Consider the following 25,303-nt stretch of genomic DNA (forward strand, 5'->3'; position numbering starts at 1 on the left):
GGGCTGGAGTCTCCAGCCCGCCCGGCACTTCTGTGTGTCGTCAGACGCAGACTTTCTCCGGCTCCTCGGCCTCCACCTCACGCACCCGCACCTCACGCAGGCTCACCGCCGCCAGGACCGCCGCCCCCAGCAGCAGCACCGTCCCGGCGATCGCCGCCGCCTGCATTCCGCTGGTGAAGGCCTCGCGGGCGGCGGTCACCAGGGCTTCGCCCGCCCGGCCCGGCAGTTGCCGGGCCAGGGCAAGGGCCGCGCCGAGAGTCTCGTGGGCCGCGTCCGGGGCGGCGTCGGGCATCTCGTGGCGGTACACCGCGGCGCCGATGGAGCCGAGGAGCGCCATGCCCAGCGCGCCGCCGAACTCCGCGCCGGTCTCCAGGACCGAGGACGCGGTGCCCGCCTTCTCGACCGGGACGGTGCCCAGCGCCAGGTCCATCATCTGGGACATCACGGTGACGATTCCGGAGGCGATGACCCCGGCCGCGCCGAGCACCAGCCACATCGAGTCCGTACCGGAGACGGTCAGCATTCCGTAGCCGCAAGCGGCGATCACGAAGCCCCCGGAGACGACGTACGCCCGGTTCACTCCCCGCTGCACCAACTGGGCGGCGACCGGAGCGGCGACGCCGACCATGGCGGAGGGGAGCAGCCCCCACAGCGCGGCCTCCATGGGGCTCTTGCCGAGCACCGACTGGAGGTACTGCGTGGTGAAGAACGCCGAGCCCATCATCGCGAACATGGACAGCAGGTTCAGCGAGACGGCGGGCGCGAAGCCGCGGCCGCGGAAGAGCGAGGGCGGGATCATCGGAGACTCGATCGTGCGCTGGCGGTGGACGAAGAGCGTGGCGAAGAGCAGACCGACGGTCACCGAGACGACGTAGCGGACGTTCCACCCCTCGGACGGGATCTCCTTGAGGCCGTAGATCACCGGCAGTACGGCGGCCAGGGACAGCGGCACGCTCAGCAGGTCGAAGCGGCCCGGGGCCGGGTTCTTGGACTCCGGCAGCAGGATCGGGCCGACGATCAGCAGGAGCACCATCGCGGGCAGGTTCACCAGGAAGACCGAGCCCCACCAGAAGTGCTCGACGAGGACGCCGCTCATCACCGAGCCGAGGGCGACGCCGGCCGTCGTCACGCCCGACCACACACCGATGGCCTTGGCGCGCTGGACCGGGTCCGTGAACATCGTGCGGATGATCGCCAGCGTGGACGGCATCAGGGTCGCGCCGCCGATGCCGAGCACCGCGCGGGCCGCGATCAGCGTCTCCGCGCTGTTGGCGTACGCGGCGACCAGCGAGGCCGCGCCGAAGGCGGCCGCGCCGATCAGGAGCAGCCTGCGGCGGCCGATGTGGTCGCCGAGCGAGCCCATCGTCATCAGCAGCCCCGCGAGCACGAAGGCGTACATGTCGAAGATCCACAGCTGCTGGGTGCCGCTCGGCTCCAGGTCCGCGCTGATCTGGGGGATCGCGAAGTAGAGGACCGAGACGTCCATCGAGACCAGCAGCAGCGGGAGCATCAGGACACCCTGCGCGGTCCATTCCCGGCGGCCGGCGCGGGGCGCGGGGTCGGTGGTCGTGCCCGTCGGATTCGTCATGCCGAGGAATGTACGGGTGTCTTAAACGCTTGTCTAGCACGCATGTGTAGGACAGATGTGTAGGACGCTCGTATGGCACGTTTGTCTAGGACGCTTGTCTGTCCCGGAGGTACGCTGACCCGCATGGGACACCGTGAGGATCTGCTCGAAGGCGCCAAGCGCTGCCTGTTGGATAAGGGCTTCATGCGCACGACGGCGCGCGACATCGTCAAGGAGTCGGGGACGAACCTGGCGTCGATCGGCTACCACTACGGGTCGAAGGACGCGCTGCTCGCGGAGGCGTACATCTCCATCGTCGAAGGGCTCTCCGACGATTTCGACTCGGGCGAGCGGGCCACGGGCGACACCGAGCCGGGCTCCCTGGAGCGGTTCCACGCGGTCTGGTCGAACATCATCGGCACCATGCGGAAGCCCGGCTCGCCGTGGCACCTCAGCATGGAGATCACGGTCATGGGCGACAAGCTGCCGGGGGTGCGCGACCACCTGGCCACGGCGCAGCGCGAAGCGGCGCGCGGCATCATCCCGATGCTGATGGGCGGCCGGGAGGAGGACGTCCCGGAGGAGGACGTCGACACGCTGGGCAGGTTCTATCTGACCCTGATGAACGGGCTCATCGCGCAGTGGACCTTCGACCCCGAGACCGCGACCAGTGCCGACGAACTCACCGAAGGTCTGCGGCGGGTGATCGCGGCAGGGGCGGGAGCGGGGACGACGGCAGACGCGGCTGCAGGTGCGGCTGCGGGGTCTACGGCAGAGGAGCCGTCCTGACGAGCCTGCCGTCGCGCATCTCCGCGACGCGGTCGCAGAAGTGGCGTACGAGCGCCATGTCGTGGCAGATGAACAGATAGCCCAGGCCGAGACGCTCCTGGAGCTCGGCCAGGAGGTTGAGGATCCCCGCGCGCAGGGACGGGTCGAGCGCGGAGACCGGTTCGTCGAGCACCAGGAGCTTCGGCCCGCAGGCCAACGCGCGGGCGATTCCGGCGCGTTGGCACTGTCCGCCGGAGAGCTCATGAGGACGCCGGTCGCCGTGGGACGGGTCGAGTCCGACCTGCTCCAGCAGCTCCGCCACGCGTTCGGGACCGCTTGCGGAGTCCCAACTTCCTTGTACGCGCAGGGGTTCCGCGATCGCGTCACGGATGCGGTGGCGGGGGCTGAGTGATCCGTACGGGTCCTGGAACACGGGCTGCATCGCCGGCCTGAGCGGCCGCAGCCGGCGCTCGTCCAGGGAGGTCAACTCCCGCCCGTCGAACCACACTTCACCGCTGTCGGGGCGGCGCAACTGCAGCACGGCCATGGCTGTGGACGACTTGCCGCAGCCCGAGGGGCCGATGAGGCCGAGGGTCTCGCCGGGGGCGATCTCGAAGGAGACCTGGTCCACGGTGGTGCGGGAGCCGTGGCGGACGACGAGGTCGCGGACGTCCAGAAGAGGGGTCACACGGACTCCAGGAACAACTCGGCGGGGTGGTCGGGGAGTTCACGCCACCGGTGACAGGCGACGGTACGGCCGTCGTGGGTCTCCGGCTCGGGCCGCTCCGTACGGCAGCGGGTCGCGTCCGCGAGGGGGCAGCGGGGGGCGAAGGCGCAGCCCAGTGGGAGGTCGCTGGGGTTGGGTGGGGTGCCGGGGATGGAGGGGAGTCGTTGTCTGCGGGTACGTTGTGGCTGGTCGCGCCCCGCGGCGGAGCCGCTGGACGTCACAGCCCCGCGCCCCTTACGGGGCGCCGACGCCAGCAAGCCCGCCGTGTACGGCGCCCGAGGTCGCGCGAACACCTCCTCCACCGGGCCCTCCTCCACCAGTCGGCCCGCGTACATGACCAGCACCCGGTCGGCGTGTTCGCGGACGGTGGGGAGGTCGTGGGTGACCAGGACGAGCGTCGTGCCCGTGGCCTCGCTGCGGTGAGCGAGGAGGTCCAGGATCTGGCGCTGGGTCTCCGGGTCCTGGGCCGTGGTCGGTTCGTCGGCGACCACGAGGGCGGGGGAGTGGAGCATCGCCATGGCGATGACGGCCCGTTGGCGCATGCCGCCGGAGAACTCGTGCGGGTAGGCGCGCGCCTGGTCCGCCGCGATGCCGACCTCCTCCAGCGCGGCCACCGCCCGGGCCCGCGCCGCCTTGCGGGAGACGCGGTCCACGGACCGTACGGCGGCGGCGAGCTGGTCGGCGACCGGATGCACGGGGGAGAGCGCCGAGAGCGCGTCCTGGGGGACGAGGGCGAGACGGCGGCCCCAGAGGGCGGCGCGTACGGAATGCCGGGCGCCCACCAGTTCGTACGACCCCATCCGTACGCTGCCCGTCACCGTCGCCTCGCGAGGTGGCATGCCGAGCAGTGCGCGGGCCGTCAGGGACTTGCCCGCGCCCGACTCGCCCACCACGGCGAGGACTTCACCCTCGCGTACGTCGAAGGAGAGGCCCCGTACGGCTTCGACCGCGCCGAAGGAGACATGCAAGTCCTGGACGGAGAGGAGGACTTCGGGGTTCAACGGGCCGGCTCCTTGCGTGGACGGAGAGCGGTGAGGGCGAGACGGGTGCGGGACGGGCCGGTCCTGGCGCCGCCCTCCGCGAACGCCGCCGACGACACCGCGAGCCCCGCAAGGAGCGCCAGCGCGACCGCCGGGGCCAGGGCCGCCCACGGGGCGCGTTCCACGTATGCGCGCGACTCGTCCAGGAGCAGCCCCCACTCCGGTGCGGGCGGCTGCGCGCCGAGGCCGAGGAAGCCGAGGGAGGCGAGGGCCAGGGCGATGCCGGGGAGGCGGAGGAGTGCGTGGCGGGTGACCGGGGCTGCCACCGAGGGGAGCACATGGCGGGTGAGGATCCACAACGGGCTTGCTCCGATGGCCCGTTGGGTCAGCAGGAACGTCGACGCGCGGACCTCCTGCACCAGCGCCGCCGCGTGCGCCGCCAGCGGAGGCCATGAGATCAGGGCCACGGCCAGTGCGGCACCGCCCGTGCCGGGCCCCGCGGCCGCCGCGACCAGGATGCCGACGATCACCGGCGGCAGCGCGTTCGCGATGTCCGAGGCGCCGGTGGTCAGGCTCGGCAGGAAGCCGATGGCCAGCGCGAGCAGCAGACTGGCCAGGCACACCGCGGCCGCCGTGCCCACCGTCGAGGCGGCTCCGTGCCCGAGCCGGGCCAGCACGTCACGGCCGAGCCCGTCCGTGCCGAGGGGATACGCCCAGGAGGGGGCTTGGAGGCGGGCGGTCGTGTCCACCGTGTACGGGTCGCGCAGCAGCCCCCAGCCGATGCAGGTCAGGAGCACGAGCCCGAGCACCGCAGGAACGGCCGGATGCGCGCGGACCGGGCGGGACGCCGGCAGGGAAAGCCCCGCGTCGCGCAGGGCGGGGCCCAGCAGCCGGCGCCGTACGACGGCCGCCGCCGCACCCGTGACGAGGCCAAGCGCGAGCAGCGCCAGCACGGCACCCTGAAGCAGCGGCAGGTCCTGCGACTTGGCCGCCCCCAGAGCCGTACGCCCGATGCCCGGGATCGCGAACACCGCCTCCACGGCGACCGCGCCGCCGGTGAGGCCGACGGCGACCATCCCGAACTGCGGTACCAGCGGCGGCAGTACGCGACGCAGGGCGGCGGCCGAGATGCGCGCTTTGTTGACCCCGGCGCCCCGCCACAGCTCCACCCACCGCTCCTCGAGTACGGCGGGCAGCGCGTCCGCGACCAGGCGGCCGAGCAGTCCGCCCGCGGGTACGCCGAGCGCGACGGCGGGCAGGATCATGTACTGCGGACCCAGCCAGCCGGAGGTCGGCAGCCAGCCCAGCCACACCCCGCCCACCAGCAACACGACGGTGGCCAGCAGGAATTCGGGGAGCGCGGCGAGCATCGCGGCGAACGAGCCGGCCGAACCGCGGCCCCGTACGAGAACGGGAGCGACGATCAGACACGTGATGAGCAGGGCGACCGCGAGCGCCGCGCCCATCAGGGCGAGCGACACCTGGAGTCCGGAGACGACCGACGGCAGGACGTCGGTGCCCGAGACCCAGGACGTGCCGAAGTCGCCGCGCGGCAGACCGGAGGCCCAACTCCCCAGCAGGGAAAGGGGCCCCGCGTCCAGGCCGAGGTCGGCGCGGATCGCGGCCAGCGCCTCCGGTGTGCCCTCCTGTTCGGCCGAGCGGGCGCGCAGGACGGTGAGCGCGGGGTCGCGGCCGGAGAGCCAGGGGAGCAGTCCGACGGTCGCGAGGACCGCGACGAGGCAGCCGAGCCGGGTGAGAGCGGCCCGGCCGCCCGGGGTCGACAGAGGAGCCAACAGGCGTGCCACGAGCGTCACTTGACGTAGGTGTCCGCAGTGATCAGCGCGCGCTCGCGCGGGTCGTGCTCGACGTCCACGACACCGGCCGCGTCGCCCTGGATCACGCGCTCGTGCAGCATCGGGATCGCGGCGTCGGTGGCCAGCACGGCGGCCTCCGCCTCGATGACGGCCTTGCGGCGCGCGTCGCCTGCCTTCGTCTCGGCGGCCTTCTCCAGGGCGGCGTCGACGGTCTTGTCGGTCAGCTGGGAGATGTTGAAGGAGCCGTTGGAGCCGAAGTCGCTGTAGAGGTACGCGGCCGGGTCGCCGGAGTCGAGGATGGTCGCCCGGGACAGGATGAACGCGTCGAACTCGCCCGCCAGCGCGTCGGATTCGATGTTGGCGTACTCGCGGACGTCCAGCTTCACCTTGAACCCGGCCTTCTGGAGCTGCTGTTGCAGCGTCTGGGCCACCTCGGGCAGCTCGGCGCGGTCGGTGAACGTACCGATGGTGATGGTCTTCCCGGCCGGGTCACCGGCGTTGCCGCGCTTGACCGGTGTCCGCAGGTCGGCGGCCCAGGGGAGGGCCGGGCCCAGCAGCCCTTCCGCGACGTCCGCGCGGCCCTCGTACACACCCTTGACGATCGACTCGGCGTCGATGGCCTCGCGGGCCGCGGCCCGGAGTGAGGCGTCCTTGAAGGGACCGCTCTCGGTGTTCAGGTAGAGGGTGTTGGTGCGCGGCATCGGCACCTCGGTGACCAGCTCCTTGTCGAGCAGCGCGGCCTGCGACACCGGCACCGCCTCGACGACGTCGGCCTCGCCGCTGCGCAGGGTGGCCGCGCGGGCGGTGCCGTCCGGCACGAACTTCACATCGATACCGGGGGACTTGGCCCTGCCGCCCCAGTAGTCGTCGTAGCGGTCGAGGGAGGCGGACGACGTGCCGTTCACCTTCGTCAGCTCGAAGGGTCCGGTGCCGGCGCCGACCGGGCTGACGGTCTTCCCCTTGTACGCCTTCGCCGCCAGGATCGACAGCTGCGGCGAGCTCAGCCGCTGCGGGACCAGCGGGTCCTCGGTCGTGGTGGTGACGGCGACGGTCTCGCCGTCCGCCTTCACGGTCAGGTCGACGCCGTCGAGGATGCGTGGCTTGGGGGAGGCGGTCGCGGCCGTCGTGAGCGACCGTACGACGGACTCGGCGGTGAGCTTCGTACCGTCGTGGAAGGTGACGCCGTCCCGTATCTCGAAGGTCCAAGTCAGGCCGTCCTGCTGCCACTTGGTGGCCAGGGCCGGTTCGGCGTCGCCGTCCGCGTCGAGCGTCACCAGCGTCTCGGCGGTCGACCAGCGCGACAGCTTGAACGCGTCGTCGGACAGCGGCGAGAGTCCGGAGCGCGGCGGGTTCATCATCGCGATCCGCACGCGCTTGCCGTCCCCGCCCGCGGAGTCGTCCGAGGCGGATTCCGAAAAGCAGCCGGTGAGCAGCAGGGTGGAGGCTGCGGTGACCGCGGAGAAGGGGAGAAAGCGGGCGGTGAGGCGCACGGAACACTCCGGGTAAAGGGAAGGTCATGGAGGCGTGGGCGCACCGTAGCACGATGACAATCGTTTTCAGTAATGCTGTCCGGATTCCGTCATCCCGGGACGCGAGGACGTACTGGACGGCGGAAGCGGCGTCCTCGGTGATGTGCGTGGGCGACAGGTCTCGTCGGTCCAGGGGCGGCCGCCCCGAGGCCCAACACCGCTGCGTCCTGTGAGTCCTGGCGGCGGTACGGGAGGGTTCCCGGCGCGTCCGGGCAAAGCTTGTGACATGGATGAGGACGAGAGGGCCGACAAGGAGCCGACGAAGCCGGGGGAGTCGGAGGAGTCGGAGCTTCTGCCGGCCTGGGGGTGTGTCGTTCTCCTGTGCGGCGTGCTGGTCGCCCTGGTGGTGTGTGCCGGAGCGATCTTCCAGGTCCTGGCCACGACGAACGTCAAACTCGTCCACACAGGAGGCCCTGCCCCGGACACCGAGTTCAGCTCCCGCCACGTGGGCGCCGGTCTCACCGACAACGAGCGCTACACCTTCACCTGGCGGGTGCGCGACAGCCTCGAAAGCACCCTGAGCGTCCGGCGGTGGTTGTCCGTGCCCCACCTCCGCCGCGTCGACGACGTGTCGGGCGCGCTGACCGCGTACGTCCCGGCGGGCTGCGTGGACCGTGCGATCCGGTGGCGGATCACCGTCAACGGGCGGGAGGCCGGCGCCGGTACCTTCCAGGGGCAGGAGGCATACGTTGTTCCCACCGACTATTCCTCGGACGGCGACCTGGACACCGTCGTGGTAGCCGCGGACTGGGACGGTGGCACCGAGGCGTGCCCCCGATTCCGGCTGGTGTGGGACACCAAGGCGCTGGAGCCGTAGATCGCCGACGAATCCGACCTGCACCCACCCACGCGAGGTCCACTACACCGTCACGTCTGGTGCACCCACAAGTTGAGCCAGAGTCAAAATTCACCGAAATCCACATGCCTCAATCCGAGGCGTTCCGCGTGCCCGCCGGGCCGGGAGGCTGGTTGAGTGCATGTTTCGACCTTCGGCGTCGTCGGACCACGTGCTGCTCGACGCGGGGGACCGGTCCCGGCCTGGTAGCCCTACTCTCGCGACATGACTTCAGGGGCAGCCGGCGACGCGTGGGCTGAGGCCGCGGGGCTGAACAACCGCGGTCTCGCCCTGGTAGAGGAGGGACGGCTTCAGGAGGCGATCGTCGCTTATCAGCGAGCCGTCGACGTCAGCCGGGCCGCCGGTCTCCCGAAGGCCCTGGCAACCGCGTTGGACAACCTGTCAGTGACCACTGCATGGTGCGGCCGGATCAAGGAGGCTCTCGCCGCCCATGGCGAGGCCCTCGCGACTTTCCAGTCGCTGGGCGACGTGGACGGCGAGAGCAGCGCGCTGTCCAACCTCGCTGCCATCCACATCAGAGCAGGCTGGTCCCAGGCCGCAGTCGCCGCGCAGCAGCGAGCCATCGAGGTCTGCCGCGCTGCCGGCAACCGGTCGGGCGAGGGCCGGGCCCGCTCGCACCTCGGCCAGGTCCTCGCCGGGGAAGGGCATCTGGCAGGCGCGATCCAGGCCCACCAGGAAGCCGTCGACATCTGGCGCGGGCTTGCCGACCGGGAAGCCGAGGCCCGGGAATTGAAGACCCTGGCCCTTCGGCTGGCCGAGGCACGCCGGTACACCGCCGCGCGGCAGGCCGCGGAACAGGCCGTCAGCGTACTCAGGGGCATCGGCCGGCAGGCGGAGGCCGCCGATCTCGGGGAGTGGCTGGAGTCTCTCCCGGTGAACGGGGCTGAGGAGCCCGGGATCCCGGGGAGGGACGAACGCACGGCCTTGACCCGGGTCCACACCGTGGGCTGTGTTCCGTCCCTCGCCGCTGCCGGCGCGGTCATCACCTTCCTGTTGGAGGGCCCGTGGATTCTGGTGGCGGCGCTGTCCGTGGTCGCCGCCGTGGGATGGGGGACCTGCATGAATTCCCTCGCCTGCCTGGCCGTGGGCGCGGTGATCGTCTGGAAGTCCTGGGGGACGTGGTGGCTTCTCGGCGGTCTGGCACTGCTGGTGATCGGCAGCATCTCGCCGGCCTCGGCTGCCCGCGTGCGTATGACCGGCACCCAGGCAGCGCTCGGTATCAGCACCCGCCTCGATCCGAGTGAGGCGAAAGGCCGGGAGGGGCGCCAACAGGAGGATTGAGCCGCGCGCCTTTGGTCGAGTCGGCTCACGAGACACGGCCGTATCCGGGATCGATGAGTGAGCAGGCGGCCGATACTGCCGTGCGTAACGGCCTGCGAGTTCGCGGAACACCGCGGCAAGCCGGATGAGGTAGGGGCGGCGCGGGCTCGGGAACGCGCGCACGGTTCCGACGCCCCGGAAACGCCGGCGGCGATGCGCGGCGCGGGCGATCTCGCAGCCGTTGACGCGGCGAACTCGGCGCCGCCAGACCGCCCGCCCTACTGAACGTCACCGATGCTCATGATCACCCGGAAACGCTCGAACGGTGCTCATGATCACCCGGAAACGCTCGAACGGTGCTCATGATCAGGCGGAATTGCTCACGAAACCGTGGATCCAGGACGCATCACAGACGCCGTGCCTTCAGCGCCATGTGCAGGAGTAGTCGGTCCTCGCCGTCGTCCAGGTCCAGGCCGGTGAGCTGTTCGACGCGGGACAGGCGGTAGTAGAGGGTCTGGCGGTGGATGCCCAGTTCGGCGGCCGTGCGGCCGGCCTGGCCGGCGCAGTCGAGGAACACCTCGGTGGTGCGGGCGAGTTCGTGGTGGGCCGGGGCCAGGAGGGGGCGTACGGCCGGGTCGTGGGCGGCGTCCGCGGGGAGCATCGTCAGCAGGCGGAACGCGCCGATGGACGCCCAGCGGGCGACGGGACCCAGCCGGGGTTCCGCCAGCGCGGCGCGCGCCGCGGCCGACGCCTCCTGCCAGGCGGCGCCGAGGTCGGCGAGACCGGTACGGGGGACGGCGATTCCGGCCGCGGGCGGTCCGGAGCGAGGGCCGCGCGGCTCCGCCGCGTGCCTGGGCCCGGCGGCCCGAGGTTGGTCTGCCGTCTGCGTGGCTCCTCCCGGACCGCCGGACTCGTGTGGCGGCTGCGCGTGCCCCGGGCCCCGGGGGCTGTCCGCCCCCTCGCGGCGCGTGGATGCCGCGGCGCCGGTGGCCGGTTGCCCGAGCTCGGCTCCCCGTACTCCCTGTGCTCCCCGTACTCCCTCGGCCCTCTCCAGCAGGCGCGCGGCCGCTGTCGTCGCCGGGGTCAGGACCTCCGGTGAGCGGAGGCGGACGAGTAGGGCCAGGCCCTGGTCGGTGGGGCCCCAGGGGAGGGTGCAGAGGGCGGTGGCGGCCGGGATGGTGCGGACCGACGGGGCGTCGTCGGGGTTGGACGAGGGCCACGGGGCCACGCAGATGATCGTGTGGAGGGCGTCCGCGCGGGCGCCGAGCGCCGTGCGGAGGTCGGCCACCGCCATGTCGCGTTGCCAGCCGCTGTCGGCGGTCAGGACGGCGCGCAGTTCCCGGGTCAGGTCCGCGCCCGCCTGGGCCTCGTCCGCCAGGAGGGCGCCGATGCGGGGGGTCACCTCCATGGCCGCGGAGAGTTGCCGGTCGGTGGGGCCCGGGTCGTCGGCCAGGAGCCATACGTAGCCGAGGACGACCCCCCGATGGCGTACCGGGAGGCAGACCCGGCCCCGGTAGACGCCCGCCTCCGGGGTGGGCGGGATGCGGACCGGGCCCGTGGCCCGGGCGATGCCGAAGCCCTCGAACCACGTGCGGACCGCGGCCGTGGAGCGGCGCGTGAGGATCGACCGGGCGCGTACGGGGTCCAAGGAGGAGGGGTCCAGCTCGCCCTCGCTGTCGTACGCGCCGAAGGCGATCAGCTCGAAATCGCGGTTCTCCAGCGTCGCGGGCGCCCCGAGGAGCTCCGAGATCTCGTCCACCAGCTCCTGGTAGTCACCCACGTTTTTATAGGGCGCAGCGTCCGACGTCACCCGGGCATTCTGCCCCATTTACGCGCGGCCTTCATACATCTGTCTGAGATCCAGGGCACGGATGCGTGACAGCTGTCGATGGCCGACGATCGGAGGGATCCTTAAGTTTCACGGTGGTTCTCCGTGCCGTCCCCGACTGGTCGGGATTCGGCCTCCTGCTGGCCCTTGTGGAGGTGCCCCGTGCTGGGTCCCGTGATTCTCGCCGCGTCGCGCAGCGACCGGATCCGTCGTCTGGTCTCGGCGGCCCCGGTGACCAAGCAGGTCGTCGACCGGTTCATCCCCGGCGAGTCCGTCGACGACGTAGTGCCGATCATCCAGGACCTCACGGCCAAGGGCCTTGAGGTCACCATGGACGTCGTCGGCGAGGACATCACCACCCCCGAACAGGCCATGGCCGCCCGTGACGCGTACCTGGAGCTCATCGACCGCCTCAAAGAGCTGGACCTCGGCGCGCGCGCCGAGATGTCGGTGAAACTGTCCATGTTCGGGCAGGCGCTACCCGGCGGCCACGAGCTCGCCCTCGCCAACGTCCGGCCCGTCGTCGAGGCCGCCGCCGCCATCGGGACCACGGTCACGCTGGACGCCGAGGACCACACCACCCTCGACTCGATGTTCGCCATCCACGAGGAGCTGCGGAAGGACTTCCCGCAGACCGGCTGCGTGATCCAGGCCTACCTCTTCCGCACCGAGGCCGACGCCCGCCGTCTCGCCGCGAGCGGCAGCCGCGTACGGCTCGTGAAGGGCGCGTACAAGGAGCCCGCCGAGGTCGCGTACCAGCAGAAGGCCGAGACCGACAAGGCGTACGTCCGCATCCTGCGCATCCTGATGGAGGGCGCCGGGTACCCGATGATCGGGTCCCACGACCCGCGCCTCATCTCCATCGCCCAGGAGCTGGCCCGGCGCGCCGGACGCAAGCTCGACGAGTACGAGTTCCAGATGCTGTACGGGATCAGGAGCGACGAGCACCTGCGGCTCGCCGCCGAAGGCCACCGCATGCGGGTCTACACCGCGTACGGCACCGACTGGTACGGCTATTTCATGCGCCGCCTCGCGGAGAAGCCGGCGAACCTCCTCTTCTTCGCCCGCTCGATCCTCACCAAGAGTTGAGATCAAGAGCTGACCAAGAGCTGAGACCCAAGAGCTGAGACCAAGAGTTGAGAACAAGGGCCTGAGCCCCGAAAACACCGCTCACTAAGGAGTACGGAAACCATGGACGCTGTGACCCAGGTCCCCACCCCCGTCAACGAGCCGGTGCACGGCTATGCCCCCGGCTCGCCCGAGCGCGCCCGCCTGGAGGCCAAGCTCAAGGAGCTCGCCGAGAACCCCGTCGACCTGCCGATGACCATCGGCGGCGAGAAGCGGATGGGCGGCGGCGACCGCTTCGACGTCGTGCAGCCGCACAACCACAAGGCCCGCCTCGGCACGTACGCGAACGCCACGCAGCAGGACGCCCAGGACGCGATCGACGCGGCCCTCGCCGCCGCGCCCGCCTGGCGCGCGATGGCTTTCGACGACCGCGCCGCGATCATCCTGCGCGCCGCCGAGCTGCTGTCCACGACGTGGCGCGAGACGCTGGCCGCCTCCACCATGCTCGGCCAGTCCAAGACCGCCCAGCAGGCCGAGATCGACTGTCCCTGCGAGCTGATCGACTTCTGGCGCTTCAACGTCAAGTACGCCCGTGACCTGCTCGCCGAGCAGCCGCCGGCCAACTCGACGGGCGTCTGGAACCGCCTCGACCACCGCCCGCTCGAAGGCTTCGTCTACGCGATCACGCCGTTCAACTTCTCGGCGATCGCGGGCAACCTGCCGACCGCGCCCGCGCTGATGGGCAACGTCGTCGTGTGGAAGCCGTCGCCGACGCAGACCCACGCCGCCGTGCTGCTCATGCAGCTGCTGGAGGAGGCCGGTCTCCCCAAGGGCGTCATCAACCTCGTCACCGGTGACGGCATCGAGGTTTCCAAGGTCGCCCTTGAACACCGGGACCTCGCGGGCATCCACTTCACCGGCTCGACCAAGACCTTCCAGTACCTGTGGAAGACGGTCGGCAACAACATCGAGAAGTACCGCACGTACCCGCGGATGGTCGGCGAGACCGGCGGCAAGGACTTCGTCGTCGCCCACCCGAGCGCCGACCGCGCGGTCCTGAAGACGGCCCTCACCCGCGGTTCCTTCGAGTACCAGGGCCAGAAGTGCTCGGCCACCTCCCGCGCGTACGTCCCCGCGTCCATCTGGAACTCCGGCTTCAAGGAGGAGTTCGCGGCCGAGGTCGACGGCATCGCGATGGGCGACGTCACCGACCTGTCGAACTTCATCGGCGCCGTCATCGACGAGCGTTCCTTCGCCAAGAACAAGGCGGCGATCGACCGCGCGAAGTCCGACCCGTCCTGCACGGTCGTCGCGGGCGGCTCGTACGACGACTCGGTCGGCTACTTCGTCCGTCCGACCGTCGTCGAGTGCTCGGACCCGGCGAACGAGGTCTTCACCACGGAGTACTTCGGCCCGTTCCTCGCGGTGCACGTCTACGAGGACGACCGGTACGAGGAGATGCTGACCCAGATGGAGTCGGTGTCGGACTACGCGCTCACCGGCGCGGTCATCGCGAACGACCGCGCGGCGGCGGCGTACACGATGGAGAAGCTCCGCTACGCGGCCGGCAACTTCTACGTCAACGACAAGTCCACCGGTGCCGTGGTCGGCCAGCAGCCCTTCGGCGGCGGCCGCGCCTCGGGTACGAACGACAAGGCGGGCGCCCCGCAGAACCTGATGCGCTGGACACTGACCCGCGCCATCAAGGAGACCCTGGTCCCGCCGACCGACTACCCGTACCCGCACATGGGCTGACGTCCCAGGCGCACTTGCGGGCACACTCACGGGCCAGGCACCCGCCGGCAAAGGGCGGTGACCTGGCCCGCGTGCGTGTCCGTCCGGGCAGACTCTCCATCATGACGTGGACGAAGAGCGCGACCGAGACGGTCACGACCGACGACGGCTTACGGCTGTGGGCGGCCCGGAGCGGACGCGGCGGCCGGGGCGAGCCGCTGGTGCTGTGCCACGGCGGGCCCGGCCTGTGGGACATGTTCGAGGACGTGGCGGGGCTGTTCACCGACACGGCCACAGTGGTCCGCTGGGACCAGCGCGGCTGCGGACGGTCGGAGCGGTGCGACGGGCCGTGGACGAGCGAGCGGTTCGTGGCCGACCTGGACGCGGTGCGCCGGCACTTCGGGCTGGAGCGGATGGCGCTGCTCGGCCACTCCTGGGGTGCGCAACTGGCGCTGAGCTACGCGCTGGCCCACCCGGAGCAGGTCAGCGCCCTGGTCTATGTGAGCGGTATCGGGATCGGGCCGGACTCCGAGTGGTACGACGCGTACAAGCGCAACTTCACCGCGCGGCTCGGCGAGCGGCCCGAACGGCTGGCCCACTTCCATGAGTTGACAAGCCGTCAGGGCCCGACCGAGGCCGAGCAACGGGAGACGGCCGTGCTGCGGTGGTCGGTCGAGTTCGTGGACCGCGAGCGGGATCTGGAGCACGCCGGGCGCATGGCCGACCCCTGGTTCGAGATCAACGATGACTGCAACAAGGTCCTCAACGCCGAGCGGAAGAGCACCTGGGGCACTCCGGAGCTGTACGCGGCCTGCCAGACACTCGACCTGCCCGTGGTCGTCGTCGACGGGGCGCGGGACATCCGGCCGCGCTCGGCGGTGGACTCGCTGGAACGGGCCCTGCCACGCGTGCGGCGCACGATCCTCGCGGAGGCCGGGCACCTGCCCTGGGTCGAGGACCCGAAGGGCTTCCGGGAGGCGGTCACATCGGTACTGTGATCGGCCCCGGGGGAGCCGATCACAGTACGCGCAGGCGTCAGCGGTCGCAGCTCGTACGGCCCTCGTGCCAGCGGCAGGCCAGCGCCGCGAAGCCGCCGTCCGTCACGACCGGGACGGTGAGGGTGTCGCCGCCGCGGACGACGTGCGGCTCCCGGACCAGGCCCGACGGGCCGTCGGTCACGGTCTCCACGAGCCACTTGCCCGCGCCGAGACGCATGGGTACGTCCACACTCTGGGCCGCGCCCGCGAACGTACCGCCGATGAACCAGCGGCCGTCGGCCGACCGACGGGCCAGTACCGCCGAGCGGCCCGGGTCGCCGGTGAGCAGCCGGGTCTCCTCCCACCCGCTCGGCAGTTGCTCCAGGTAGCGGCGGGCCTCCGGACGGCCGTCGTACGACTCCGGGGTGCCGGCGAGGTTCTGGATGCCGGACTCGTAGAGGACGGTCAGGCCCAACTCGCCCGCGTCGGAGCCGACGTTGGGCCGGTACGGGCGGTGGAAGGCGCCCGGTGTGAAGTCCATGGAGCCGATGACGTTACGGGTGAAGGGGAGCGCCGCCAGTTGCTCGGGCGTGTTGTTGCGCTTCTCCTCGCCGCCGACGCCCTCCAGCGTCATCACGTGCGGCCAGGTGCGCTGGATGCCCTTGGGGATCGTCGAGCCATGGAAGTTGACCATCAGATGGTGCTTCGCGGTGTCCTCCAGAGCCTCGTCGTACCAGCGCATCCGCTCCTGGGACTCCGAGTCCATGAAGTCGATCTTCACACCCTTGACGCCCCAACGCTCCAGCGTGGACAGCCACTTCTCCCTTTCGACGGGGTCGATGAGGAGGGTGTAGTGGAGCCAGACCTGGATGTCCACGCCGCGTTCCTTGCCGTAGCGCACCAGCTCGGGCATCCAGCTGTTCGTCTGCCAGTCGGGGTCGATGACATCCCACTCGCCGGGCTTGTAGTACCAGCCCGCGTCCACGACCTCGTACGGCCACTTCCGCTCGGCCGCGTAGTCGACGTACTTCTTCTGCGCCTCCAGGCTCTGCCCGGCCTCCTTGCCGCCCGCGAGCCAGGTCCAGAGAGCGGGTCCCGGTTTGATCCAACCAGTGTCGCGGACACGGGACTTGGGGGCGAGGTCGTCGGTGAACGTCGACTCGGTGACCGTGGCCAGATCACCGGTGATCACCGCGCGCCAGGGGGTGGTGAGCCTGCCGGACACCTGGACCGGCTCGTCGTTCCACAGACTCACGCCGTACGTCGACGAGTCGGCGGTGTGGGTGAGGTGGGCGCCCGCGTAGCTGCCGGAGAGGTCCGACTCGGCGATCAGGGCGTAGCCGCCGTCCGTCTTGAAGAGGGCCTGCATCATGTACGCGCCCGCCGGGGCCGCGGCCGCCGACGGGTAGCGGGAGAAGCGGAGTTCGTTGTCCGCGCGGTAGCCGCCGAGCACGGCTTCCGCCGTGGCGGGGAGGGTGAAGGCGGAGGTCTCTCGTAGGACGTTTCCGTGGTTGTCGGGCAGGACGTAGCGGTAGGCGACGCCGTCCGGGGCGACCCGGGTCAGCAGGTCGAGGCGGGCGCCGTCCGCCGTGCGGAAGCGGAAGCGGGACTCGGTCATGCGGACGACACGCTTGTGCGACTTGCCCGCCCGGACGGTGTAGTGCTCCGCGATCGTGCGGTCGGAGCGGCCGGTGAAGGTCAAGTCCTTGGAGAGGTCGGCCTGTTCGGTGACGAGGCCGACGGGGGACGGTTCGATGACCGTACGGCCGGCGCGTCTCACCGCCAGGGTGGGGCGGCCGTCGGCCGGGTCGAGGGAGAGCACGGCCGTGGGGGAGCCGTGGGGGCCGCGCACCTCCCAGGACGCGGGAGCCGGGGGAGCCGCGGAGGCCGCGGGGGCTTCGGCACGGGCCGGAAGCGCCGCCGTGGCTGTGGCGAGAAGTGCGTAACAGAGCGTCAACACGATGGTGCGGGCCCGGGGTTGGACCGCCATGTAGAACCCCTCCTGTCGCAGTCATCCGATGACTGGTGGATGAATGTGAGAGTGGAGGGGCTATTGTGGGCTGTCAAGGAATACGACAGCATCAGACATCGGATTGCTGATGAGCGGTTCAGTAAGGGAGGGATGCGGGTACCCACCCAGGAGGATCACTCCGGGAGCGTGAGGACGATCTTGCCTTTGGTGTGCCCCGACTCCCCGAGCTCATGGGCCTTCGCCGCCTCCGTGAACGGCAGGACCGCGTCCACATGGATGCGTACGCGGCCGCCCGCCAGCAGGGAGGCGATCTTCCCCAGGCGCGTGCCGGACCGTTCGACCTGCACGACCGCGAAACGCATCCCGCGCGCCTCGACATCCTCGGGGGACAGGCCCAGGTCGCCGGGGAGGGCGGACACCAACAGGCCGCCCGGACGCAGGGTGCTGAGCGTGCGCGGTCCGTAGTCGCCGCCGACCAGATCGAGGGCGACGTCCATGTCCCGTACGGCCGTGGCGAAGTCCGTGACCGTGTAGTCGACCGGCTCGTCGATGCCCAGCTCGCGGAGGAGATCGTGCTTGTCGGCGCGGGCCGTGCCGACGACGTAGGCGCCCTCCGCCTTGGCGATCTGCACCGCCGCGTGCCCGACGCCGCCTGCCGCCGCGTGGATCAACACCCTTGTGCCCGGGGCCACTCGGGCGATGTCGATCAGGGCCTGCCAGGCGGTGAGGGTCGCGGTGGGCGCGGCGGCCGCGTGGACGTGGTCCAGGGACGACGGCTTGGCCGCGAACTCGTCGGCGGGGGCCGTGACGTGCTCCGCGTAACCGCCCGCCAGGATCTTGCCGAAGACCTCGTCACCCGGCCGGAACCGGCTGACGCCCGCTCCGACCTCCTCGACCACGCCGGAGACATCGGCGCCGAGTGTGAACGGCGGAGCCCCGAAGAGCGGCGCGACACCCGAACGCACCAGCCGGTCAACGGCGTTGACGCCCGCCGCCCGCACCCTGACCAGAATCTCCCCGGGTCCGGGCACGGGCCGCTCCCGCTCCTCGATCTCCAGGACCTCGGGACCGCCGAAACGGTGCTGGGTGATCACGCGCGTACGTGGAAGTGCGGTGGTCATCGGGTCTCCCTCCCGAAGCCGGTTTCACGGACCGCTCAACTCTCCATCGTGCTCCCGCGACCGGGCTTGCGCATCTAAGCGGTCTCGGGGAAGTGAGGCACGCCCCCACGCCGCCCGGCACGGCACCTCGCCGCACTGCCGCATCACCCAAGTACGTCCAGTACGAGGGCGATGCGGCAGCACGCCGATGCACCGCACCGGACGACGCGGGAACGCACCCCACTTCCCCGAGACCGCTTAGCGGAACCAGGACGAAATACTGGGGCGATGGCCAACCGACTGCGTACCGCCCACACAGCGGACCTCACCCCCGCCGAACTCCGCGCCGCCCGCACCCTCCTGGACGACGCCTTCGAAGGGGACTTCGACGACGAGGACTGGGATCACGGACTCGGCGGCATCCACGTCCTCGTGCACGACGAGACCGGACTCGCCGCCCACGGCTCCGTGGTCCAGCGCCGCGTTCTGCACCACGGCCGGTCCCTGCGCACCGGTTACGTCGAGGCCGTCGCGGTCCGCCCGGACCTCCAACGCAGGGGCCTCGGCGGGCAGGTGATGGCCGCGCTGGAGCGGGTGATCGACCGTGCCTACGCACTCGGCGCACTCTCCCCCACCCACGAGGGCGAGGGTCTGTACACCTCCCGCGGCTGGCAACTCTGGCCCGGCCGCCTCAGCACGCTCGGCCCGGCCGGCCCCGCGCCGCTCCCGGACGAAGAGGTCCTCGTCCGGTACGGGGCCGACGGCCCCCTCGACCCGGCACACGACCTCGTCTTCGACTGGCGCGACGGCGACGTTCTCTAGCCGTCGGGCCGATGCCCGCGCTGGAACTGCTGCCGCCGCAGAAGGCATCACCGCAGGTCAGGGCCGTGTGACCCAATCCACCGTCTCAGATAGTAGGAAGTCCGACTAATTGTGGAGACAGATGCCCGGTCCTCGCCTAGCTTTGTAGAAGCCGAACGTCTCGCTCGACCAAGCGAATGGCGGTCGTGAGCCGGAGCCCTTGGCAGGCAACCCCTGCGGCACCGCTCCCCGCCCCATCCGGCGTCTCGTAGTCCCTCACCGCACTTCCGGCGGTCACTGCCGGAGGCAAGGAGTCGATTCATCATGGCCGAGACGACCGTCCGCCGCCGAGTCCGTCACACCTCCCGTACGAGCGAGTCCGACCGGAAGAACGCCGCCGCCGCGCTCCAGCGCGCCCTCGACCGCAGGGACAACGGCGGCGAGACGGGCCACTGAGCCCCGCCGAGAGTTGAGCGCCACAGAGAGCTGAGCGCCACAGAAGCCGGGAGCCGCACCCGCACGGGGTGCGGCGCGGGGCCTCACGCCCCTCGCCGCACCTCGAAGTAGTCGATGCGCTCGCCGTTCTGCGCGAGCGCCGACACCTTGAGCTTCGCGGCCGCGCCCGTCTCCGCCTCCACAGAGAGGAAGGAGTAGCCGGTGTACCGCACCCTCGACCACTCCACGGTGTCGGGGTTCTCGTCCCGCGACTTCGTCCAGTGGTAGGTCCGCACGGACTCGCGGTCGGCGACGTTCCCCTCGTAGCTGTCCTTCACCCCGTCGGGGAAGTGGTAAAGGCTCTTGCCCGCCCCACCCGCCGTGACGTACACGATTCCGTCCCGCGTCGGATCGGTCGACGCGCCGATCGGCACCGGCCTGCCCACCTTGCCGCCCTTGATGGCGTCGGTCCGTTCGTACACGTGGTTGTGGCCGTTGATCACCAGGTCCACCCGGTGCTTGGCGAACAGCGGCACCCAGGCGTCGCGTACGCCGCCGTCCGAGGCGTGGGTCGACGTCGAGTACGCGCAGTGGTGGAAGAAGACCACGATGAAGTCGACCTCCTCGCGCAGTTCGCGGAGCCGCTTGTCGAGCCAGGCCGTCTGCCTGCCGTTCGAGTAGCCCTTGTTGGCGGGAATCTCGTACGACACGTCGTTCGCGTCCAGCGCCACGATCCCGACGTTGCCGTATGTGAAGGAGTAGACGCCCGGGGCGTTCTTCGCGTCGAAGCCGTTGTCCGGGAGCGTCCAGCGTGCCGACTGGCCCCCGTACCCGTTCGGCGAGTACCAGGCCTCCATGTCGTGGTTGCCGGTCGTCACCATCCACGGAACGGACTTGGCCACCGGCTCGGTCTGCTTGAGGAACAGGTCCCAGGCGGTGGGGGCGTAGTAGTCCGACTTCTTGCCGTGTCCCGTGTCGTCGGCGTAGCAGATGTCCCCCGCGTGCAGGTGGAAGGACGGGCGTTGGCCGATGAGCACGCGGTCGGTGGCGAGCGCGTCGGGGGTGACGCCCTGGTCGCCGAACGCGGTGAACACGAACGTCTCCGGGCGGGCGGGCGCGGTGCGGAACGAGCCGACCGTGGAGTGCCGTTCCTTGGACGCCGGGTCGAAACCCTCGTGGCCGACGCCGTAGTAGTACGTCGTGCCGGGGCGCAGGCCGTCGAGCGCCGCGTGCAGGTAGTACTGGTCCACCGCGAGCCGCTGCCCCGCCAGCTCCGGTGTGTGCAGGTCGCGGACCTCGGCCTCGATCTTCCGGCTCAGCTCCCACGGCTTCAGCCCCACGCGCACGTACGGCTTGCGCACCGCGAGCGGCACCTGCCAGGAGATCCGCATCTGGGTCTTCGGGTCCGCGCCGAAGGCGAGATGACGGCCGAAGGGCGCGACGACCGACCCGTGCACCCGCTCGGTCGCGGTCGCGGTGGCCGACCGGCTCGCGGTCGCCGTGTCCGTACCGGAGCCCGAGCCGGAGCAGCCGGTCAGCAGTCCGCCGGCCACGGCGCCCGCGGTCACCAGCGCCCGGCGGCGGGTGAGCTTCGTCCGCAGGTACTCGTACTGCTCCGCCATGCTCATCCGGCGTGCGAGCTGCGGCGGGATGCCGACGTCGGGAGTGTCCATGCCGGTGAACTTCCCAGCGCGCGCCAACAACCGCCAGACGTACGGGTGAACGGAAGTCGACAGGTTGATGCGCGGCCACTCGATGGCGTCCGTATCGTGTCCGTATCGCGGACAGCCGGTGTCATCCCGTGGGACGAGGAGTAGGGTGCCGACATGTCTCGCAGCATCAATCTCGCAGTGATCCCCGGTGACGGCATCGGTCAGGAAGTCGTGGCCCAAGGCCTGAAGGTCCTCTCGGCCGTCCTCCCGCAGGATGTGAAGCTGGAGACCAAGGAGTACGACTTCGGCGCCAAGCGTTACCACGCCACCGGAGAGACCCTCACCGACGCGGACGTCGACGCGCTCAAGAAGCACGACGCGATCCTGCTCGGCGCCATCGGTGACCCGAGCGTGCCGTCCGGCGTCCTGGAGCGCGGCTTCCTGCTGAAGCTCCGCTTCCTCTTCGACCACCACGTCAACCTGCGTCCGTCGAAGCTCCTTCCGGGTGTCGCCACCCCGCTCGCGGGCCAGCCCCAGATCGACTTCGTCGTGGTCCGCGAGGGCACCGAGGGCCCGTACACCGGCAACGGCGGCACCATCCGCAAGGGCACCCCGCACGAGGTCGCCACCGAGGTCTCCGTGAACACGGCCTTCGGTGTCGAGCGCGTCGTCCGCGACGCCTTCGCCCGCGCACAGGCCCGCCCGCGCAAGAAGCTCGCGCTGATCCACAAGAACAACGTGCTGGCCTTCGCGGGTCACCTGTGGACGAACGTCTTCAACAAGGTGGCCGAGGAGTTCCCCGAGGTCACCACCGAGTACATGCACGTGGACGCGGCGACGATCTACCTCGTCACGCAGCCCGAGCGCTTCGACGTGATCGTCACCGACAACCTCTTCGGCGACATCATCACCGACCTCGCCGCGGCCGTCTCCGGCGGTATCGGCGTCGCCGCGAGCGGGAACATCAACCCCTCCGGCGAGTTCCCGTCCATGTTCGAGCCGGTGCACGGCTCGGCCCCGGACATCGCGGGCCAGGGCAAGGCCGACCCCTCCGCCACCGTTCTGTCCGTCGCCCTCCTGCTGCGTCACCTCGGCTACGAGACCGAGGCCGCCCGCATCGAGGACGCCGTCTCCGTCGACCTCGCGGAGCGCGGCACCACGACCCGTACGACCGACGAAATCGGCGACGCGCTCGCCGCCCGAGTATCCGGCTGACCCGCCGGTACTGCTCAAGCCGCCGGGTCGCTTCCGCACCCGGCGGCTTTTCGTATGCCTTGCCGGGTGCCACCATCAACCCCTGGGCCGCATTCACACCGTTTCTGCCCCCATGGCCTCGATGGCACGGGTGGTACCCCATTCGGCTCACCTCACGCGATAATCGAACGCGGAGCCGCGGAATGAGGAAATGCTCGGACGTCCTAACACTGGCCACTGGCAGTACAGGCGTGAGCGCGGCTCGTCACACACAACCGGTGAAGGACAACCACTCATGACGACGCCCACGATCGAGCTCAAGCCCTCCTCGTCCCCGCTCTCCGCGGCGGAGCGCGAGGCGATCCTGGCCAACCCCGGGTTCGGCCGCCACTTCACCGACCACATGGTGACGATCAAGTGGACCGAGGGCCGCGGCTGGCACGACGGCCAGCTCACGCCGTACGGCCCGCTCTCCCTCGACCCGGCGACCAACGTCCTGCACTACGCGCAGGAGATCTTCGAGGGCCTGAAGGCCTACCGGCAGCCCGACGGGTCCGTCGCCACCTTCCGCCCGGACAAGAACGCCAAGCGCTTCCAGGACTCCGCCCGCCGCCTCGCCATGCCGGAGCTGCCCGTCGAGACGTTCATCGAGGCGTGCGACGCGCTGGTCCAGCAGGACAAGGCGTGGGTGCCGGCGCACGGTGGCGAGGAGTCGCTCTACCTGCGCCCGTTCATGATCGCGACCGAGGTCGGCCTGGGCGTGAAGCCCGCGAACGAGTACCTCTTCCTCGTCATCGCGTCGCCCGCGGGCGCCTACTTCCCGGGCGGCGTGAAGCCCGTCTCGATCTGGCTCTCCGAGGACCGCGTGCGCGCCGTCCCCGGCGGCATGGGCGACGCCAAGACCGGCGGCAACTACGCCGCGTCCCTGCTGGCCCAGGCCGAGGCCGCCGCGAAGGGCTGCGACCAGGTCTGCTACCTCGACGCCGTCGAGCACAAGTGGGTCGAGGAACTGGGCGGCATGAACCTGTACTTCGTGTACGGAGCCGCGTCCAATTCAAAGCCCGTGATCATCACCCCCACACTCACCGGCTCCATCCTGGAGGGCGTCACCCGCGACTCGCTCCTCTCGGTCGCCCGTGACCTCGGTTACGAGTCCGAGGAGGGCCGCGTCTCCATCGACCAGTGGCAGCGCGACACCGAGAACGGCACCCTGACCGAGGTCTTCGCCTGCGGCACGGCGGCGGTCATCACCCCCGTCGGCACGGTCAAGTGCACCGGCACCGAGTGGCAGCACTCCGGCGGTGAGCCCGGCGAGGTCACCGTGAAGCTGCGCGAGGCGCTGCTCAACATCCAGCGGGGCACGGCGGAGGACAAGCACGGCTGGATGCACCAGCTCGGCTGACGCGTGTCGGGGAAGACCGGGGTCCGCGCGGACCCCGGTCCTTTCTCTGCTGCGCGGGCCCCGTCCGTGGGTCCGGATCAGACACCGGTACCGGCATCCGGATCGTCCTCGGTCCTGAAGTGGACGACGAGGCCTACCGGCAGTTGCGTGTACTCGACCTCGCGCAGCTCGGACACGGCACCCTCCGCTACGACCCCACGTTGGCCCGCTGGTGCTCGGTCGTGGAGGATGCCGGCACCTGAGCCGGAGCCTTCCGCGCCGTCAGCGCCAGGTGGGCGGCGCCGCCCACGAGCCCCGACAGCAGAAAGCTGCAGTCCACCCCGCCCGTCACCGACAGCAACGGCCCCTCGTACGACGGCAGGGACACAGCCAGTACACCCACTACCGCGCCCAGGGCCCAGGACACGGTCGCCGGGAGGTTCCACCCGGACCGGTACCAGTAGATCCCGCCGCGGGAACGGCGGTTGAAGACCTGGAGTGCGTCCGGGTCGTACACCCCCCGACAGCGGGCGAAGCCGATGAGTGTGATGACCGCCCAGGGCGTGCCGATCGCGGTCAGCAGCAGGACGAAGGACGTCATCGCGTGCTGCGCGCTGGACGTGTAGTGGCCGACGAAGACGCAGGCCGTGGCGACGACCGCGGCCGCGTACGTGGCGCGGGCGCGGGAGGCGCGGGGCAGGATCGCGTCCAGGTCGAGGCCCATCGAGTAGAGCATCAGGCCCGCGTTGCCGACCGATCCGGCGGAGGCGGCGAGCAGGAGCGGGAGCAGATACCAGGTGGGAGCGGCGGAGACGAGCGGGCCCGCGTAGTCGAGGGCCGCGCGAGCCGCGTACGCCGTGAAGGTGCCGAAGAGCTGAGGGATCAGCAGGCCGGCGGTCAGTCCCAGCCAGGTCGCGTGCAGGACCGTCCGGGAGGAGTGGCGGGACGGCGAGATGTAGCGGGTGTAGTCGCCGAGGAGCGTGATGAACGCGATCGGGCCGGACAGGCCGGCGGCCACCGCCGCCAGCAGCCACGTCTGCCAGAAGCCGCCCAGCAGATAGCCGCCGGTCTCCGGCAGGGCGGACGTGGTGAAGTGCGGGGCGTACGCGATCACGCCGAGGACCAGCAGACCCGTCATGCCCACGGCCAGGATCCGGGACAGCCCCAGCAGCACCCGGTAGCCGTACACCGCACCCGCCACGGTCGCCGCCGAGAGCAGGGCGTAGACCAGTGCGTACGAGAGGTCGGAGGCGGGCAGTCCGAAGAGGCGGTGCAGCACGCCCACCATCACGTCGCCGCCGATCCACACGGTCAGTGCCGTGTAGCCGAGGGCCAGCAGGAGCCCGACGACCGAGCCGACCAGCCTGCCCCGTACGCCGAACTGGGCGCCCGACGACGTCGAGAGGTTGGTCGCCGTGCGCAGGGACACCAGCGCGAGCGGGGCCGTGAGGGCCGTGCCGACGAGCGTGCCGGCGACGACCGAGGTGACCGACTCCCACCAGTCCAGGCCGAACGACGGCGGCAGCCAGCCGAAGACGATCACCCCGAGGCAGAGGTTCGAGCCGAGCAGGATCGAGACCAGATCGCGCGGACCGCTCGTCCGCTCCTCCTCCGGGATGGTGTCGACTCCGCGCTGTTCCATCGCTGTCGGCATGGCTGG

General features: G+C 70.7%; 20 protein-coding genes. 10 read left to right on the forward strand and 10 right to left on the reverse strand.

Annotation, left to right across the window (positions count from 1 at the left end):
• Positions 1–40: 40 nt before the first annotated feature.
• Positions 41–1,588 (reverse strand): MFS transporter, encoded by a 1,548-nt coding sequence (locus GAS53_RS44065; RefSeq protein ID WP_151483406.1) that lies wholly within the window; start codon positions 1,586–1,588, stop codon positions 41–43.
• A 123-nt stretch (positions 1,589–1,711) separates the two neighbouring features.
• Here GAS53_RS44065 and GAS53_RS44070 point away from each other — a divergent pair, with 123 nt between their 5' ends.
• The gene (locus tag GAS53_RS44070) at positions 1,712–2,356 is read left to right on the forward strand and encodes a TetR/AcrR family transcriptional regulator (RefSeq protein WP_151483407.1); all 645 of its coding nucleotides are present in this window, start codon (positions 1,712–1,714) and stop codon (positions 2,354–2,356) included.
• Here GAS53_RS44070 and GAS53_RS44075 read toward each other — a convergent pair.
• Genes GAS53_RS44075 through GAS53_RS44090 form a run of 4 tightly spaced genes read right to left on the reverse strand, consistent with a single transcriptional unit; the run spans position 2,334 to position 7,346 of the window.
• Complete coding sequence (locus GAS53_RS44075; protein ID WP_151483408.1) at positions 2,334–3,023, reverse strand: ATP-binding cassette domain-containing protein; 690 nt, start codon at positions 3,021–3,023, stop codon at positions 2,334–2,336. The two genes, GAS53_RS44070 and GAS53_RS44075, sit on opposite strands and share 23 nt — an antisense overlap.
• On the reverse strand, positions 3,020–4,063 hold the full coding sequence (locus GAS53_RS44080; RefSeq protein ID WP_151483409.1) for an ABC transporter ATP-binding protein: 1,044 nt from the start codon (positions 4,061–4,063) through the stop codon (positions 3,020–3,022). The genes GAS53_RS44075 and GAS53_RS44080 overlap by 4 nt, the downstream gene beginning before the upstream one ends.
• Positions 4,060–5,838: an ABC transporter permease subunit gene (locus GAS53_RS44085; protein ID WP_225859472.1), complete on the reverse strand. Its 1,779-nt coding sequence runs from the start codon at positions 5,836–5,838 to the stop codon at positions 4,060–4,062. Before GAS53_RS44085 ends, GAS53_RS44080 begins: the two co-directional genes overlap by 4 nt.
• Positions 5,839–5,852: 14 nt before the next feature.
• On the reverse strand, positions 5,853–7,346 hold the full coding sequence (locus GAS53_RS44090; protein ID WP_151483410.1) for an ABC transporter substrate-binding protein: 1,494 nt from the start codon (positions 7,344–7,346) through the stop codon (positions 5,853–5,855).
• A gap of 265 nt (positions 7,347–7,611) precedes the next feature.
• Between GAS53_RS44090 and GAS53_RS44095 the strand changes: the two genes are divergently transcribed.
• Together GAS53_RS44095 and GAS53_RS44100 are read left to right on the forward strand one after the other, a co-directional pair.
• The gene (locus GAS53_RS44095) at positions 7,612–8,202 is read left to right on the forward strand and encodes a hypothetical protein (RefSeq protein WP_151483411.1); all 591 of its coding nucleotides are present in this window, start codon (positions 7,612–7,614) and stop codon (positions 8,200–8,202) included.
• A 243-nt stretch (positions 8,203–8,445) separates the two neighbouring features.
• Positions 8,446–9,522, forward strand: coding sequence for a tetratricopeptide repeat protein (locus tag GAS53_RS44100; protein ID WP_151483412.1), 1,077 nt, complete (start codon positions 8,446–8,448; stop codon positions 9,520–9,522).
• A 385-nt stretch (positions 9,523–9,907) separates the two neighbouring features.
• Here GAS53_RS44100 and GAS53_RS44105 read toward each other — a convergent pair whose 3' ends face one another.
• Positions 9,908–11,329, reverse strand: a complete 1,422-nt coding sequence (locus tag GAS53_RS44105) for a PucR family transcriptional regulator (RefSeq protein ID WP_151483413.1) — start codon at positions 11,327–11,329, stop codon at positions 9,908–9,910.
• A gap of 162 nt (positions 11,330–11,491) precedes the next feature.
• Between GAS53_RS44105 and GAS53_RS44110 the strand changes: the two genes are divergently transcribed.
• The 3 genes from GAS53_RS44110 to GAS53_RS44120 all read left to right on the forward strand — a co-directional run bounded on the left by GAS53_RS44110 (position 11,492) and on the right by GAS53_RS44120 (position 15,129).
• Entirely contained in the window at positions 11,492–12,418 is a 927-nt protein-coding gene (locus tag GAS53_RS44110) for a proline dehydrogenase family protein (protein ID WP_151483414.1), read from the forward strand.
• Positions 12,419–12,520: 102 nt separating this feature from the next.
• Positions 12,521–14,152 carry an L-glutamate gamma-semialdehyde dehydrogenase gene (gene pruA, locus GAS53_RS44115; protein ID WP_151483415.1) on the forward strand — a complete coding sequence of 544 codons (1,632 nt, stop codon included), beginning with the start codon at positions 12,521–12,523 and terminating at the stop codon, positions 14,150–14,152.
• A gap of 101 nt (positions 14,153–14,253) precedes the next feature.
• Positions 14,254–15,129 carry an alpha/beta fold hydrolase gene (locus GAS53_RS44120; protein WP_151483416.1) on the forward strand — a complete coding sequence of 292 codons (876 nt, stop codon included), beginning with the start codon at positions 14,254–14,256 and terminating at the stop codon, positions 15,127–15,129.
• Between the two features lie 37 nt (positions 15,130–15,166).
• Here the strand turns inward: GAS53_RS44120 and GAS53_RS44125 are convergent, their stop codons facing one another.
• Positions 15,167–17,098, reverse strand: coding sequence for a glycoside hydrolase family 97 protein (locus tag GAS53_RS44125; protein WP_151483417.1), 1,932 nt, complete (start codon positions 17,096–17,098; stop codon positions 15,167–15,169).
• Positions 17,099–17,253: 155 nt separating this feature from the next.
• Entirely contained in the window at positions 17,254–18,201 is a 948-nt protein-coding gene (locus tag GAS53_RS44130) for an NADP-dependent oxidoreductase (protein ID WP_151483418.1), read from the reverse strand.
• Positions 18,202–18,468: 267 nt separating this feature from the next.
• On the opposite strand from GAS53_RS44130, the gene GAS53_RS44135 reads away from it, so the two are divergent.
• Complete coding sequence (locus GAS53_RS44135) at positions 18,469–19,002, forward strand: GNAT family N-acetyltransferase (RefSeq protein WP_151483419.1); 534 nt, start codon at positions 18,469–18,471, stop codon at positions 19,000–19,002.
• A 303-nt stretch (positions 19,003–19,305) separates the two neighbouring features.
• A complete protein-coding gene (locus GAS53_RS57840) occupies positions 19,306–19,437 on the forward strand; it encodes a hypothetical protein (RefSeq protein WP_107085114.1) in 132 nt (43 codons plus the stop codon).
• 83 nt (positions 19,438–19,520) lie between these two features.
• Here GAS53_RS57840 and GAS53_RS44145 read toward each other — a convergent pair whose 3' ends face one another.
• Positions 19,521–21,089 carry a purple acid phosphatase family protein gene (locus GAS53_RS44145; RefSeq protein WP_151483420.1) on the reverse strand — a complete coding sequence of 523 codons (1,569 nt, stop codon included), beginning with the start codon at positions 21,087–21,089 and terminating at the stop codon, positions 19,521–19,523.
• 153 nt (positions 21,090–21,242) lie between these two features.
• On the opposite strand from GAS53_RS44145, the gene GAS53_RS44150 reads away from it, so the two are divergent.
• Both GAS53_RS44150 and GAS53_RS44155 read left to right on the forward strand, forming a co-directional pair.
• Entirely contained in the window at positions 21,243–22,283 is a 1,041-nt protein-coding gene (locus GAS53_RS44150; protein ID WP_151483421.1) for a 3-isopropylmalate dehydrogenase, read from the forward strand.
• Positions 22,284–22,557: 274 nt separating this feature from the next.
• Positions 22,558–23,664, forward strand: coding sequence for a branched-chain amino acid aminotransferase (locus tag GAS53_RS44155; protein ID WP_151483422.1), 1,107 nt, complete (start codon positions 22,558–22,560; stop codon positions 23,662–23,664).
• Between the two features lie 187 nt (positions 23,665–23,851).
• On the opposite strand, the gene GAS53_RS44160 is transcribed toward GAS53_RS44155, so the two are convergent.
• The gene (locus GAS53_RS44160) at positions 23,852–25,297 is read right to left on the reverse strand and encodes a cytosine permease (RefSeq protein ID WP_151483423.1); all 1,446 of its coding nucleotides are present in this window, start codon (positions 25,295–25,297) and stop codon (positions 23,852–23,854) included.
• Positions 25,298–25,303: the final 6 nt, after the last annotated feature.

It is taken from the genome of Streptomyces albicerus (genome assembly GCF_008905045.1).
Classification (GTDB): domain Bacteria; phylum Actinomycetota; class Actinomycetes; order Streptomycetales; family Streptomycetaceae; genus Streptomyces; species Streptomyces albicerus.

Bases quoted from the DNA above. Each gene is read 5' to 3' on its own strand.
- GAS53_RS57840 (WP_107085114.1), top strand. From the start codon at position 19,306: ATGGCCGAGACGACCGTCCGCCGCCGAGTCCGTCACACCTCCCGTACG.
- GAS53_RS44150 (WP_151483421.1), top strand. From the start codon at position 21,243: ATGTCTCGCAGCATCAATCTCGCAGTGATCCCCGGTGACGGCATCGGT.
- GAS53_RS44065 (WP_151483406.1), bottom strand. From the start codon at position 1,588: ATGACGAATCCGACGGGCACGACCACCGACCCCGCGCCCCGCGCCGGC.
- pruA (WP_151483415.1), top strand. From the start codon at position 12,521: ATGGACGCTGTGACCCAGGTCCCCACCCCCGTCAACGAGCCGGTGCAC.
- GAS53_RS44100 (WP_151483412.1), top strand. From the start codon at position 8,446: ATGACTTCAGGGGCAGCCGGCGACGCGTGGGCTGAGGCCGCGGGGCTG.
- GAS53_RS44135 (WP_151483419.1), top strand. From the start codon at position 18,469: ATGGCCAACCGACTGCGTACCGCCCACACAGCGGACCTCACCCCCGCC.
- GAS53_RS44095 (WP_151483411.1), top strand. From the start codon at position 7,612: ATGGATGAGGACGAGAGGGCCGACAAGGAGCCGACGAAGCCGGGGGAG.
- GAS53_RS44145 (WP_151483420.1), bottom strand. From the start codon at position 21,089: ATGGACACTCCCGACGTCGGCATCCCGCCGCAGCTCGCACGCCGGATG.
- GAS53_RS44070 (WP_151483407.1), top strand. From the start codon at position 1,712: ATGGGACACCGTGAGGATCTGCTCGAAGGCGCCAAGCGCTGCCTGTTG.
- GAS53_RS44155 (WP_151483422.1), top strand. From the start codon at position 22,558: ATGACGACGCCCACGATCGAGCTCAAGCCCTCCTCGTCCCCGCTCTCC.
- GAS53_RS44105 (WP_151483413.1), bottom strand. From the start codon at position 11,329: ATGGGGCAGAATGCCCGGGTGACGTCGGACGCTGCGCCCTATAAAAAC.
- GAS53_RS44160 (WP_151483423.1), bottom strand. From the start codon at position 25,297: ATGCCGACAGCGATGGAACAGCGCGGAGTCGACACCATCCCGGAGGAG.
- GAS53_RS44130 (WP_151483418.1), bottom strand. From the start codon at position 18,201: ATGACCACCGCACTTCCACGTACGCGCGTGATCACCCAGCACCGTTTC.
- GAS53_RS44125 (WP_151483417.1), bottom strand. From the start codon at position 17,098: ATGGCGGTCCAACCCCGGGCCCGCACCATCGTGTTGACGCTCTGTTAC.
- GAS53_RS44120 (WP_151483416.1), top strand. From the start codon at position 14,254: ATGACGTGGACGAAGAGCGCGACCGAGACGGTCACGACCGACGACGGC.